The following is a 13,007-nucleotide window of genomic DNA, read 5'->3' as shown; positions in this document are numbered from 1 at the left end:
AGTCAAAGCTTGTCTAACCCCGGAGACGCTGATTCGCGGATCATCGAGGATGCGCGCGACCTTGCCGCCTACCTCGAATCCGGCTGCAAACCGGCAGACAGCTTCCTGATCGGCACGGAACACGAGGCCTTCGGCTTCCGCCTGCGCGATTTCGCCCCGCCCAGCTATGAGGAGGAAGGCGGCATTGCCGCACTGCTCGCCGCCGTGCAGGCGCGCGAGGGCTGGGAGCCGATCCTCGACCACGGCAACACCATCGGGCTGAAGGGGCATGGCGCCTCGCTCTCGCTGGAGCCGGGCGGGCAGTTCGAACTCTCCGGCGCGCCGCTGGCGGATCTTCACGCCACCAAGGCTGAACTGGATGCGCATCTTGCGCGCCTGCGCGGTGTCGTGCCGGGGCTCGGGCTCGGCTTTGCCCCGCTGGGCTTCCACCCCGTGGCCACGCGGGCGCAGATGCCGATGATGCCCAAGGGCCGCTACAAGTTGATGCGCGAATACATGCCGAAAGTCGGCACGCGCGGGCTGGACATGATGTTCCGTACCTGCACCGTACAGGTAAACCTGGATTTCTGCTCCGAGGCCGACATGGTGCGCAAGATGCGCGTCGGCTCCGCGTTGCAACCACTGGCCACGGCCCTGTTCGCCAACTCACCCTTCTATGAGGGCAAGCCCAACGGCTATCTCTCCAACCGCGCTTTGGTCTGGACGGATACGGACAACGCCCGCTCCGGCATTCCGGCGGTGATCTTCGAGGATGGCTTCGGCTTCGACGCCTACGCCAACTGGCTGCTCGATGTGCCGATGTATTTCGTCTACCGCGACGGCGAGTTTTCCGACGCCACCGGCGCCTCCTTCCGCGACTTCATGGCGGGCAAGCTGGCCGTGCGCCCCGGCGAGCGCGCCACGATGGGCGATTTCGCCGATCATGCCACCACTGCCTTCCCTGATGTGCGGCTGAAGAAATATATCGAGACGCGCGGCGCGGATTCAGGCTGCCCGGCGATGATGCTGGCGCAGTCCGCGCTGTGGACCGGCATCTTCTACGACAAGGCGGCGCTGGAAGCCGCCGCGGCCTTGGTGAAGCCGCTCTCCTACGCCGATATTCTTGCCTTGCGCGCCGCCGTGCCTGCCAGTGGTGTCAATACGGCTTTTGGCGCGGGCACGCTGCGCGATCTGGCGCGCGAGGTGCTGGCGATTGCCGCTGATGGTCTGAAGAACCGTGCCCGCAAGAACGCGGCTGGTGAGGATGAGCGGGTCTATCTGCGCCCGTTGCAGGAGATCGCCGCAGGTGCTCCCACCCAGGCCGAGCATTGGCTCGCCCGCTACCACGGAGAATGGGGCGGGGATGTGCGGAAGATCTTCGCCGAGGCGGCGTTCTGACAAAAAGGAAGCCGCCTTTGGGAAAAGGCAGCTTCCAAAAATGTCTATAGCTGGTTTGGCGCGGTTCAGGGAACCGGTGCGGTCGGCGTAGCGCTCGCCACCTGGGCAGCGGCAGCCGGGGGCAGGTCCGTCACGAAATGGTCGAGGTCGCTGGGGGACTTCAGCGTCAGCACAGCCTGGAATTCCGCGTTATTGTTCAGGCAGAATGTCGAGCCCTGGGCCATGCCTGCGATGGTCTGGTTATTCGCCAGCTGGGTGACGTAGTTGTCCTCCATCCGCTGCCCGCTGGTGCGGCCGCTGGCCTTGCGGAAATACGCGTCCATCTGGTGCTGCGCGTCCAGCACATGCGGCTGGAAGCTGCGCATGAACGTGTCGTACTTGTCCTGCTCGCCGCAGGTCAGCGCCGCCACCATCAGCGCCGATTTCAGCCCGATGACGTTGAAAGCCTGCTGGATCTGCTCATGCTGCGAACTGGTGAACTTGATCTTGGCCGAGACCGGGGGCGGCACGTCCACGGCGACCGGGTACACATGGCCGACAGGAGCCACCGGGGTGACGGTCGCGGCCTTCTGCGCCGGCTTGGCGCAACCAACCACGACGAGAGCGGTTAATCCGAGGCTCAGAAGGGCTTTGCCGCGCAGCGGGGCCGGAGACGTGGTCTGCAATGCTCGATCCTTAAAGAAAGTAACGGAAGCGTAAATTAGTGCCATGTAAATACAGCCAAACCTTTGTGCCGCCAAGCGCAAACTGGGCCAACGTTGATTTGTAATGGGCTGAAACTAAATGATTTCACGCCGCGGTGCAGAATTTGTAATCTGCCTAGAGCCGGGCCACGCGCAGGGCGTTGGTGGTGCCCGGCTGGCCGAAGGGGATGCCGGCGACAATCACGATCTCATCGCCTTTTTTGACAAAACCTTCGGCGCGAGAAATTTTCAGCGCATTTTCAACGGCTTGTGTCATCGAATGCACGCCGGGGGCGGTGATGGCATGCACCCCCCACACGGCGGCAAGGCGCCGTGCCACGGCGAGGCTGGCGGTCAGCCCCAGTACCGGGCAGTCCGGCTTCTCGCGGGCCACGCGTAGCGCTGTGGAGCCGGATTCGGTGAGCGCCACGATTGCCTGCGCCCCGATGGTCTGAGCCACCTGCACCGCTGCGGCGGCGATGGCGTCGGCCGAGGATTTCTCCGGTGCCGGGCGTTTGGCATCAATGCCTTTGCGCCAGTCTTCGTCGCGCTCCACGCGGGCGACGATGCGGTCCATCATGTTCACCGCCTCGCGCGGATATTGCCCGGCGGCGGATTCGGCGGAGAGCATCACGGCGTCCGCGCCGTCGAACACCGCTGTCGCCACGTCCGAGGCTTCGGCGCGGGTGGGGGCGGGGGCGGAGATCATGCTCTCCAGCATCTGGGTCGCCACCACCACCGGCTTGCCGCGCAGCTGGGCAGCGCGGATGATGCGTTTCTGCGCGATCGGCACCTCTTCGGGCGGCAGCTCCACGCCCAGATCGCCGCGCGCCACCATCACCGCGTCGGCAAAGTCCAGGATCGCCTCGAGGTTATCCAGCGCCTGGGGCTTCTCCAGCTTGGCCATCACCGCCGCGCGGCCCGCAGACAGGGCTTTCGCCTCGGCCACGTCCTCGGGACGCTGCACGAAGGACAGGCCAATATAGTCGATCCCCAGAGGCAGCACGAAGTTCAGATCGGCGCGATCCTTGGGCGTCAGCGCCGGGATGGGCAGCACTACGTCCGGCACGTTCACGCCCTTGCGGTCGGAGAGCGTGCCGCTGTTCAGCACCTCGGTCAGCAACGCCTCGCCCTGCTTGCGCAGCACGCGCAGGCGCAGCTTGCCGTCATCCAGCAGCAGCGTGGCGCCGATCTCGGCCGCGGCGTGGATCTCCGGGTGTGGCAGGCAGACACGCCGCGTGTCCCCGGCGGCCATGTTCATGTCCAGGATGAAATGCTGCCCGGCCGAGAGCTGCACGCGCCCGGACTGGAAGGTGCCGATGCGTAGCTTGGGCCCCTGCACGTCGGCGAGGATGCCGATGGGGCGGCGGAATTTGCGCTCCACCTCGCGGATCATCTCGATGCGCCGTGCGTGGTCCTCGTGCGCGCCGTGGGAGAAGTTGAGGCGGAACACATCGGCCCCGGCCAGGAAGAGTTGCGCGATCATCTCCGGCGTGGAGCTGGCGGGGCCAAGCGTGGCGATGATCTTGGTCCGGCGATGGCGGCGCAGCCGTTCGGTCATGTTAGCCTCATGCGATGAGTATGGCGCGGATGTCGTTCACGTTGGTCAGTGTCGGGCCGGTGACGAGCAGGTCGCCCAGCGCGGCGAAGAAGTTGTAGCTATCGTGCCGTACGAGGAAATCCGCCGCATCCAGCCCCAAAGCGGCGGCACGGGCGAGGGTATCCGGCCCGATCAGCGCCCCGGCGGCGTCCTCGGTACCGTCGATTCCGTCCGAATCTCCCGCCAGCGCCCAGATATTGGCGGCGCTGTTCAGTGTCACGGCCAAGCTGAGCAGATATTCCATGTTCCGCCCGCCGCGCCCGGCGGGGCCAGCGCCGATGCTCACACTGGTCTCCCCGCCCGAGAGCAGCAGTTTCGGTCCTTTCGCGCGCAACGCCAGCGCGGCATGGGCGCGGCCGAGTTCGGCCGCTTCGCCCTCCAGCGCGTCGCCTAGGATTTCCACCGGCATTCCGGCCTCGCGCGCGGCGGCTTGCAGGGCCATCATCGGGGTGGCGATCAGCCGGTAATCCGCACCCTCCGCCCAGGTGGGGCCGGAGCCGATGATGGCTGGGTCGTCGCCCGGAACGTCCGAGATGGCGAGGGTGATGAGCCGCGCGGGCGCGCAAGCGGCGGCGAGCTTGCCGCCCTTGATGCCCGAGAGCGCCTTGCGGATGCGGTTCATAGTGGAGATCGGCGCGCCGGAGGCGAGCAGCGCCTTGTTCACTAGGATCTTGTCGGCCAGGGTGACGCCGGGGGCGGGGAGGGCCAGCAAGGCCGAGGCGCCGCCAGAGATCAGCGCCACCACCTGATCCTGCGGGGAGAGGTTTCGCACCGCCGCCAGAATCTCGTGTGCTGCCGCCGCGCTGGCTTCGTCCGGCACCGGATGCGCGGCTTGCAGAACTTTAATTCTTTGGGTGGGCACGGCATGGCCGTAGCGGGTGACGACCACGCCCTCGTAATCCGCATCGCCCCAGGCGGCTTCGAGCGCCGCGGCCATGGCGGCGGCGGCCTTGCCGGCGCCGATCACGATATTCCGGCCAGGGCTGGGCGGGGGCAGGTATGCGGGCACACACAGGGCCGGGTTGGCGGCGGCAGTCGCCGCGCCAAAGATGCGCCGCAGGATCAGGCGTTTATTATCCTCCATGCTCGTGCAGTATTGGCCAGGGGACGGGCGGGCGCAACACGGGGCATTGACGGCGCCCGAGAGCAGGCATTATCCCGGCGCTCCTTTACCGAGCAGGAGCAGAACCGATGTCGCAGGCCGCAACCGAGGAAAAGCCGTCCAATATCGCTGGTGAGCGCCTGCGCAGCATCATCGAGCGCATCGAGCGGCTGGAGGAGGAGCGCAAGGCTCTGGCCAATGATATCAAGGACATCTACTCCGAGGCGAAGTCCGCCGGGTTCGATGTGAAGGTGATCCGCCAACTCATCCGCATCCGCAAGCAGGAGCCCGCCGAGGTGGAGGAGCAGGAGACGCTGCTCGACATCTACCGCCGCGCCATCGGTATGTAATTCGCGCGCGTGGCTGGTAGGGCGGCCGGGCGTAAAACATCAGGCCACATTGTGGTAGCGCGCCTTGGCCGCCTGCGGGTCGGGCAGGGCGCAGCGCCGCGCCAACGCCAGGATGGCGAGGCTGAGCACCGCGATGGCCGCCGCCCCGCTACCCTGGCCGAGCAGCCCGCGCCCATGCAGCGGGCCGAGATATGTGATCAACCATAGTCCGAAGAAATACGGGAACATCCACGCCGCGCCGCGCCAGGCGAGGTGCGAGAGAGTATGCCGTTTGGCGAGTTCCCAGCCGCAATAGACGGCGAACGCCACGGCCATCGTGCAGAACAGATGGTTCGCCACAGCCGCTCCCGCCCAGAACACCACGAGATTGCCGACGATGAATGCCGCTGGCGCCAGTACCCGCGCGGCGGCCAAGCGGAACGGGCGGGGATATTCGGCCTCGGGCAGCGTGGTGCGGAAACAGGCCAGCGCCACCGGGCCGACGCCATAGGCCAACACGCCGATGGAGGAGATATACGTCACCAGTTGGCGCCAGGAGGGTAGCGGCAGCAGGAACAGCAGCCCGGCCACGAAGGCGAGGCCAAGACTGGCCAGCGGCACCCCGGCTGCGGAGAGTTTGGTGAGGCGGCGTGGCATCAGCCCGCCCTCGGCGCTGGCATAAATCACCCGCGCCGCCGTGGTGTTGTAGATGATCCCGGCCCCGCCAGGGGAGATCGCGGCATCGGCATACAGGGTGGCGGCCAGCCAGGGCAGGCCGAGCAGCGCCGCGAGGCCCGCGAACGGGCCGGAGACGCCAGGGAAGCTTAAGCCCGCCCATCCATGCGCCAGCGCGCCAGCGGGTAGCGCCCCGATGAAGGCGAGTTGCAGCCCCGCATACAGCAGCATGCAGAACAGCACCGAGCCGATGATGGCAAATGGCAGGTTGCGGTGCGGGTTGCCGGATTCGCCCGCTAGCTCGATGGCCTGCCGGAAGCCGAGATAGGTAAAGATGATGCCCGAACCGGAGACGGCGGCGAGCACGCCCTGCGCGCCCGTTGGGGCGAAGCCGTAGGCGGTGAAGTTCTGCACCCTGAAATGCACTGCGATCAGTGCCGCCACCGTGGCGGCGGGCACGGCGAGCTTCCACCAGGTGATGGCGCTGTTCACCGCCAGCACCGCCCGGATGGCGAACAGATTGATGACCGTGAACAGCGCCATCAGCGCCACAGCGGCGGCGATGCCCGCGCCGCTGAGCACCCCGCCTTGGGCAAGACCGGGCCAGAAATTGGCGGTGTAGGAGACCACGGCCACGGCCTCCACTGGAGCGACCGCGACGTAAGCGAGGAAGTTCACCCAGCTCATGATCCGTGCCGCGAGATCCCCGAAGCAGAGCTGCGGGAACAGGATCACCGCCCCTGGGCGCGGGAACATGGTGGAAAGCTCGGCATAGACGAAGGCCAGCAGCAGTACCGCCAGCCCGCCGATCACCCAGGAGATCAGGGAGGCTGGCCCCGCGATCTTGGCGGCATTGAGCGCGCCGAAAAGCCAGCCGGAGCCGACCATGCCGCCGATGCTGGAGAATAGCAGGCCGATGGGCCCGGCGTCGCGGCGGAGGCTTGTGGTGCTCATTTCCTCCTGAGTTTGTAGGGTTAAGGTGGGTTTGTCTACGCCCAGCGCATTCGGCGCAGGATTGGCTGCCCGCCGAGCTGGTGCAGGGCCACTGCCGCCAGATGAGCCGAGATCAGCCACGCCAGCGCCATGCAGGCGGCATGGTGGCAATCATGCGCGGTCTGCAGCGCCGCCACCCCATGGGTGAGCTGGGGCATCGGGATCAGCCCGAGCAGGTGCCAGGGGGCGGACATCATGAACAGCCCCGAGACCAGGACCGCCGAGATGCTGGCATAAAGCGCCATATGCGCCGAGGTCGCGGCCCGCTGTTGCAGCGTTGCGCCGGACCGCCACCAGGGGGCAGCGCGCAGATACAGCGCCAGACGCCACAGGAAGAACGGGATGAACAGCGTGGTGATCTGCGGGTTCAGGATGTCGATAACCTGCCGGACCGGGTTTCCTCGCGGCAATTGCGCCACGATGAAGCCGGTAAGGCTGGCCCACAGGATGACGCCAGCCGAGAGCCAGTGCAGCATGATGCGGGTGCGGGAATAGGGGCGGGAGGCTGGCATGGACTCGATGAAAATAAGAATTATTTGCATATAATCCAAGCCAATCGGATTTTGCAAGCCCGCCCAGGTTTGACGCCGCCGCCGCAGGGCCTAAATCTGGAGCCAGATTGAAGGAGCGGACCGGATGATGACCGAGACGAAGATGGCGCGGCACCCCGATGGTTTGGCGGGTGGCACGGGCGGTACATTGCCGGACTGGGATCTGCGCGATCTGTACGCCAGCCCCGAAGATCCGCGCATCGCCGCCGATCTTGCCGCAACGCAGGCGCGGGCCGAGGCGTTCTCAGCCCGCTATGCTGGTCAGCTCGCCGGGCTTTCCGGCGCGGAGCTGGCCGAGGCCGTGGGGGAATACGAGGCGTTGCAGGAGGCCATGGGCAGGCTCTCCTCCTACGCCCAGCTTTTGTTCGCGGCCGATTCGTCCAGCCCGGCCAATGGCAAATTCTACCAGACCATCTCCGAGCGCGTGACAAACATCAGCACGCATACGCTGTTCTTCTCGCTGGAGCTGAACCGCATCGAGGAAGCGGCGCTGACCGAGAAGCTGCGCGACCCGGCTCTGGCCCGTTACGCCCCCTGGTTCCGCGATCTGCGCGTATTCTTGCCGCACCAGCTCTCCGACGAGGTGGAGAAGCTGCTGCTGGAGAAGGACGTGACCGGCCACGCCGCCTGGAGCCGGTTGTTCGATGAGACCATCGCCGCCATGCGCGTGACTGTGAAGGGCGAGGAGCTGACGCTCTCCGCCGCGCTGAACAAGCTCTCCGATTCCAACCGCGCCGTGCGCCAGGCCGCGGGCAAGGCGGTGGGCGAGGGCATGGCGAAGCAGGAGAAGCTGTTCTCGCTGATCACCAACACCCTCGCGAAGGACAAGGAGATCGACGACCAGTGGCGTAACTATCCGGCGCCCACCGCGTTCCGCAACCGCGCCAATATGGTGGAGGACGAGGTGGTGGAGGCGCTGGTGACGGCGGTGAAATCTTCCTACGCCCGGCTCTCGCACCGCTATTACGCGATGAAGGCCAAATGGCTGGGGCTGGAAAAGCTGGAACACTGGGACCGCAACGCCCCGCTGCCCGGGGATGCCGACAAGCCGATCTCCTGGACCGAAGCCAAGACTCTGGTGCTGGATGCCTACGGCGCCTTCAGCCCGGAACTCGCTGATATCATCAAGCCTTTCTTTGACAAGAACTGGATCGACGCCGCGCCGCGCGAGGGCAAATCCGGCGGTGCCTTCGCGCATCCCACCGTGCCCTCCGCGCATCCTTATGTGCTGATGAACTATCACGGCCGCACGCGGGATGTGATGACGCTGGCGCATGAGCTGGGACATGGCGCGCATCAGTGCTTGGCCGCGCATCAGGGGTATCTGATGTCCGGCACGCCGCTGACCTTGGCAGAAACCGCCAGCGTGTTTGGAGAGATGCTGACCTTCCGCGCGCTGCTGAATGCCGAGACCGATCCGGCGCGGCGCAAGATCATGCTCGCCTCCAAGGTGGAGGACATGCTCAACACCGTGGTGCGGCAGATCGCCTTCTACGAGTTTGAGCGCAAGGTGCATAACGAGCGCCGCAACGGTGAACTGCTGCCCGAACGCATCGGCGAGATCTGGCTCGAGGTGCAGACCGAAAGCCTTGGTCCCGTCTTCCACTTTGACGACGAGTACAGGCAGTTCTGGGCCTATGTGCCGCATTTCATCCACTCGCCGTTCTACGTGTATGCCTATGCCTTTGGCGATTGCCTCGTGAATGCGCTCTACGCCGTGTACCAGGAGAGCGCGGACAAGCCTGGCTTCGTGGCGAAGTATCAGGAGATGCTGGCGGCGGGCGGCACCAAGCGGCATAAGGAACTGCTGGCCCCCTTCGGGCTGGATGCCTCCGATCCGCAATTCTGGAACAAGGGGCTGGATATTATCGCCGGCTTCATCGACGAGTTGGCCGCGCAATGAGCGAGCGTGAAGGCGGAAGCCTCTTTGGCGAGGTCAAGCGCATGGCCCGTACCTCGGGCGCCGTGGGCGGCATCGCCGCGCGCATCGCGGGCGAGAAGGTGTTCGGCATCAAGACCGATCAGGCCCGCCATGCCGAGGATCTGAAGGCCCTGCTCGGCAACCTCAAAGGCCCGATGATGAAGGTGGCGCAGTTCCTCTCCACCGTGCCGGACGCGCTGCCCCCCGAATACGCCGCACAGCTTGCCGAGTTGCAGGCCAACGCCCCGGCCATGGGCTGGGCCTTCGTGCGCCGGCGCATGGCGGGCGAGCTGGGGCCGGATTGGGAGAAGAAATTCCAGAGCTTCAGCCACGAGGCTTTGGCCGCCGCCAGCCTGGGGCAGGTGCATCGCGCCACCCTGCCCGATGGCCGCGAGGTGGCGGTGAAGCTGCAATACCCGGACATGCATTCGGTGATCGAGGCGGATCTACGCCAGGTGAAGCTGGCCATGGCGCTGTATAAGCGCATGGATAACGCCATCATCCAGGACGACATCTACGTGGAACTCTCCGAGCGGCTGCGCGAGGAGCTGGACTACACGCGCGAGGCCGCGCAGATGCGCCTCTACGGCTTGATGCTGAAGGATGTGCCGAATGTGTGCGTGCCGGTGCCGGTGGAGGGCTACACCACCAAGCGCCTGCTCACCATGAACTGGCTGCACGGCCAGGGCTTCAAGACATGGCTGGAAGGCAACCCGACGCAGGAGCAGCGCAACGCGCTCGCCACCTCTTTGTTCCGAGCGTGGTACATTCCGTTCTACCGTTACGGCATCATCCATGGCGACCCGCATCTGGGCAATTATCAGGTGAACGAGGCGGGCGGGCTGAATCTGCTGGATTACGGTTCCATCCGCGTGTTTCCGGCCAAGTTCGTTGCGGGTGTGCTGGAGCTTTACGCCGCCGTGCGCGACAAGGACATCACCCGCGCCAAGAACGCCTATGACATCTGGGGCTTCAAGGGCATCACCGACGAGCAGATCGAGGTGCTGAACGACTGGGCGAATTTCCTCTACGGCCCGCTCATCGACGACCGGGTGCGCCCGATTCAGGAGGGCGGCGGCACCGATTTTGGGCGTGAGGTAGCGCAACGCGTGCATGCAGGTCTGCAGCGCACCGGGGGCGTGAAACCGCCGCGGGAGTTCGTGCTGATGGACCGTTCGGCCATCGGGTTGGGGGCTGTGTTCCTGCGCCTGGGCGCGGAGCTGAACTGGGCGCGGCTGTTCGAGGAGACCATCGCGGGTTTCGACGAGGCGGCACTCACCGCGCGTCAGCAGGAGGCTCTGCTTGCCGCTGGCGTACCGCAGGCTAAATAGGCGCGGCTAACAGGGAGGCAGACGATGGCGATTCTGAAACGTGGCTTTTTCCGCGAGGGCCTGCTCGGCCGTGCCTACCGCAAGTTGTTGCATTCGTTCTACGTGAATGATTTGTGGCTGGATCTGCGCCTGCACGCCAAGAAGGAGGCGGTGGAGTACATTATCGCCAACATGCCGGAGGCGATGGTCTTGGCGGACCGTGACGAATTGATGAAGTTTGCCTTCGGCCAGGCCCCCAAGGAAGGGCTGCTGGTGGAATTCGGTGTCGCCAACGGGGCCTCTTTGCGCCACCTCGCCGGACTCACCCCTCGCCAAGTGCATGGGTTCGACAGTTTCGGCGGCCTGCCGGAAGACTGGAGCGGCACCAAGGAGAAATCCGGCGCCTTCACTCAGCGCGGCAAGCTGCCCAAGGTTCCAGCCAATGTCACGCTGCATCCGGGCTGGTTCAACGAGACCCTGCCGGGCTTCATTGTGGCCAATCCGGGCCCGGCGGCGCTTATTCATGTCGATTGTGACATTTATTCGAGTACGGTGACGATCTTCTCGGCGCTGCGAGAGCGCATCGTGCCGGGCACGGTCATCGTGTTCGACGAATATTTCAACTATCCCGGCTGGCGCGCGCACGAATACAAGGCGTTCCAGGAGTTCATCGCCAGCACCGGGCTCACCTACAAATATATCGGCGTCTCGGCGGAGAAGGGCCACGTCGCCGTCATCATTACGTAAGGCGCGGCAGGGGCTTACGTCCGCTCCGGCGAAACAAAAACGATTGCGCTGGCGGGTGTTTCCTGTCTTTGGTGCGCGGACCGTGGCAAGTGGTATGTGTTATGGCCGGGGCAGGCTTGAATAATTGTCCCGGCTCCCGCATGCTGCGGTGCAATGGGTAATAAATAAGGGATTGGTAGATGCGTCTCGCGGTATTGAAGGAACGTCGTGCGGGTGAAGCCCGGGTCGCGGCAACGCCTGATACAGTGAAAAAACTTCTGGCTCTGGGCGTGACTGTCGCCGTGGAAGCCGGTGCGGGTATTGGAGCGGCGATTTCGGACGAGGAATTCGCCGCCGCGGGCGCCGAGATCGTGGCCGATGCCGCCGCCGCCCTGGCTGGGGCTGGTATTGTGTTCGCCGTGAACGCGCCGGACGAGGCCGTGCGCGCGCTCATCGCCCCCGGCACGCTGCTGGTGGCCACGCTCGGTGCGGCGTCTGACCCGGCTCTGGCCCCGGCGCTGGCCGCCGCCAAGATCGACGCCGTCGGCCTGGAACTGCTGCCGCGCATCACCCGCGCGCAGAGCATGGACGTACTCTCCTCCCAGGCGAACCTCGCCGGCTACCGCGCGGTCATCGAGGCTGCTGACGCCTTCCCGCGTGGCTTCCCGCTGATGATGACCGCCGCCGGCACCGTGCCGCCCGCGCGCGTCTTCGTCATCGGCGCCGGTGTGGCGGGTTTGCAGGCCATCGCCACCGCGCGCCGCCTGGGCGGCATCGTCTCGGGCACCGATGTGCGTCCCGCCGCCAAGGAAGAGATCAAATCCCTCGGCGCTGCCTATATCGGCGTGGATGACGAGGAATCCGCGAAGCAGACGGGCCCCTATGCCGGTCAGATGTCGGACGAGTTCCGTAAGAAGCAGGCGGAACTGATGGCCGCCACCGTGGCCAAGAACGACATCGTGATCTGCACCGCGCTGGTTCAGGGCCGCAAGGCGCCGGTCATCGTCACCTCCGAGATGGTGGCGGGGATGAAGCCCGGCAGCATCATCGTGGATCTCGCGGCGGAAGCGGGTGGCAACTGCGCCGAAACCGTGCCGGGCGAGGTGATCACCACCGCCAATGGTGTGACCATCCTGGGCCACCGCAACTGGCCGTCGCGCATCGGCGTAGCCGCCAGCGCGCTTTATGCCCGCAACCTGCTCACCTTCCTCACCACCTTCTGGGACAAGGACGCCAAGGCGCCCAACCTGAAGCCCGAGGACGACATCATCAAGGGCGCGCTGCTCACCAAGGGCGGCGAGATTGTTCACCCCAACTTCAAGCCCGCTGCGTAACGGAGGACGTGTATCATGACACCCGCAGATCTCGCCGCCCAGGCGGCTGACCTTGCCCACCAGGCCTCCATCCTGGCGCAGAACGCCGCCGGGGTGGCCGCTGTCGCCGCGCAGAACGCGCCGCCGGCTGCGCCTTTCGTGTATCTGTTCAGCATCTTCGTGCTGGCCATTTTCGTTGGCTATTACGTGGTGTGGAGCGTCACCCCGGCGCTGCACTCGCCGCTGATGGCCGTCACCAACGCTATTTCCTCGGTCATCATCGTCGGCGCCATGCTCGCCACCGGCCTGCAGGGCAGCATCGTCGCCCATCTCTTCGGCTTTTTCGCCGTGGTGCTGGTTAGCATCAACATCTTTGGCGGCTTCGCGGTGACTAACCGCATGCTCGCCATGTTCAAGAAGAAGTAAG

Annotated in this window: 12 protein-coding genes; 7 read left to right on the top strand and 5 right to left on the bottom strand. The window is 65.4% G+C overall.

Features of this window, described 5'->3' with window-relative positions; genetic code table 11:
* The first annotated feature begins 9 nt into the window (after nt 1–9).
* On the top strand, nt 10–1,377 hold the full coding sequence (locus HNP71_RS01660) for a glutamate--cysteine ligase (RefSeq protein WP_183265097.1): 1,368 nt from the start codon (nt 10–12) through the stop codon (nt 1,375–1,377).
* A gap of 65 nt (nt 1,378–1,442) precedes the next feature.
* Here HNP71_RS01660 and HNP71_RS01655 read toward each other — a convergent pair whose 3' ends face one another.
* The 3 genes from HNP71_RS01655 to HNP71_RS01645 all read right to left on the bottom strand — a co-directional run bounded on the left by HNP71_RS01655 (nt 1,443) and on the right by HNP71_RS01645 (nt 4,744).
* Nucleotides 1,443–2,042 carry a hypothetical protein gene (locus tag HNP71_RS01655; RefSeq protein ID WP_183265096.1) on the bottom strand — a complete coding sequence of 200 codons (600 nt, stop codon included), beginning with the start codon at nt 2,040–2,042 and terminating at the stop codon, nt 1,443–1,445.
* Between the two features lie 154 nt (nt 2,043–2,196).
* Nucleotides 2,197–3,621: a pyruvate kinase gene (pyk, locus tag HNP71_RS01650; RefSeq protein ID WP_183265095.1), complete on the bottom strand. Its 1,425-nt coding sequence runs from the start codon at nt 3,619–3,621 to the stop codon at nt 2,197–2,199.
* Between the two features lie 7 nt (nt 3,622–3,628).
* The gene (locus HNP71_RS01645; RefSeq protein WP_183265094.1) at nt 3,629–4,744 is read right to left on the bottom strand and encodes a glycerate kinase type-2 family protein; all 1,116 of its coding nucleotides are present in this window, start codon (nt 4,742–4,744) and stop codon (nt 3,629–3,631) included.
* A 107-nt stretch (nt 4,745–4,851) separates the two neighbouring features.
* Between HNP71_RS01645 and HNP71_RS01640 the strand changes: the two genes are divergently transcribed.
* The gene (locus HNP71_RS01640) at nt 4,852–5,112 is read left to right on the top strand and encodes a DUF2312 domain-containing protein (protein WP_183265093.1); all 261 of its coding nucleotides are present in this window, start codon (nt 4,852–4,854) and stop codon (nt 5,110–5,112) included.
* Nucleotides 5,113–5,151: 39 nt separating this feature from the next.
* Here HNP71_RS01640 and HNP71_RS01635 read toward each other — a convergent pair whose 3' ends face one another.
* Both HNP71_RS01635 and HNP71_RS01630 read right to left on the bottom strand, forming a co-directional pair.
* Complete coding sequence (locus HNP71_RS01635; protein ID WP_183265092.1) at nt 5,152–6,720, bottom strand: APC family permease; 1,569 nt, start codon at nt 6,718–6,720, stop codon at nt 5,152–5,154.
* A gap of 35 nt (nt 6,721–6,755) precedes the next feature.
* Nucleotides 6,756–7,301, bottom strand: a complete 546-nt coding sequence (locus HNP71_RS01630; RefSeq protein ID WP_183265091.1) for a cytochrome b/b6 domain-containing protein — start codon at nt 7,299–7,301, stop codon at nt 6,756–6,758.
* Nucleotides 7,302–7,398: 97 nt separating this feature from the next.
* Between HNP71_RS01630 and HNP71_RS01625 the strand changes: the two genes are divergently transcribed.
* From HNP71_RS01625 to HNP71_RS01605, 5 genes are all read left to right on the top strand, one after another.
* A complete protein-coding gene (locus tag HNP71_RS01625) occupies nt 7,399–9,213 on the top strand; it encodes a M3 family oligoendopeptidase (protein ID WP_183265090.1) in 1,815 nt (604 codons plus the stop codon).
* On the top strand, nt 9,210–10,562 hold the full coding sequence (locus HNP71_RS01620) for an ABC1 kinase family protein (protein ID WP_183265089.1): 1,353 nt from the start codon (nt 9,210–9,212) through the stop codon (nt 10,560–10,562). Before HNP71_RS01625 ends, HNP71_RS01620 begins: the two co-directional genes overlap by 4 nt.
* A 24-nt stretch (nt 10,563–10,586) precedes the next feature.
* Nucleotides 10,587–11,288 carry a class I SAM-dependent methyltransferase gene (locus tag HNP71_RS01615; protein ID WP_183265088.1) on the top strand — a complete coding sequence of 234 codons (702 nt, stop codon included), beginning with the start codon at nt 10,587–10,589 and terminating at the stop codon, nt 11,286–11,288.
* 179 nt (nt 11,289–11,467) lie between these two features.
* Complete coding sequence (locus HNP71_RS01610) at nt 11,468–12,601, top strand: Re/Si-specific NAD(P)(+) transhydrogenase subunit alpha (RefSeq protein WP_183265087.1); 1,134 nt, start codon at nt 11,468–11,470, stop codon at nt 12,599–12,601.
* Nucleotides 12,602–12,616: 15 nt separating this feature from the next.
* Nucleotides 12,617–13,006: a proton-translocating transhydrogenase family protein gene (locus HNP71_RS01605; RefSeq protein WP_183265086.1), complete on the top strand. Its 390-nt coding sequence runs from the start codon at nt 12,617–12,619 to the stop codon at nt 13,004–13,006.
* The last annotated feature ends 1 nt before the right edge of the window (nt 13,007 follow it).

Origin of the sequence: Acidocella aromatica, assembly GCF_014201825.1 — a bacterium.
GTDB lineage: Bacteria > Pseudomonadota > Alphaproteobacteria > Acetobacterales > Acetobacteraceae > Acidocella > Acidocella aromatica.
This window is presented reverse-complemented; position numbering and strand designations above follow the sequence as displayed.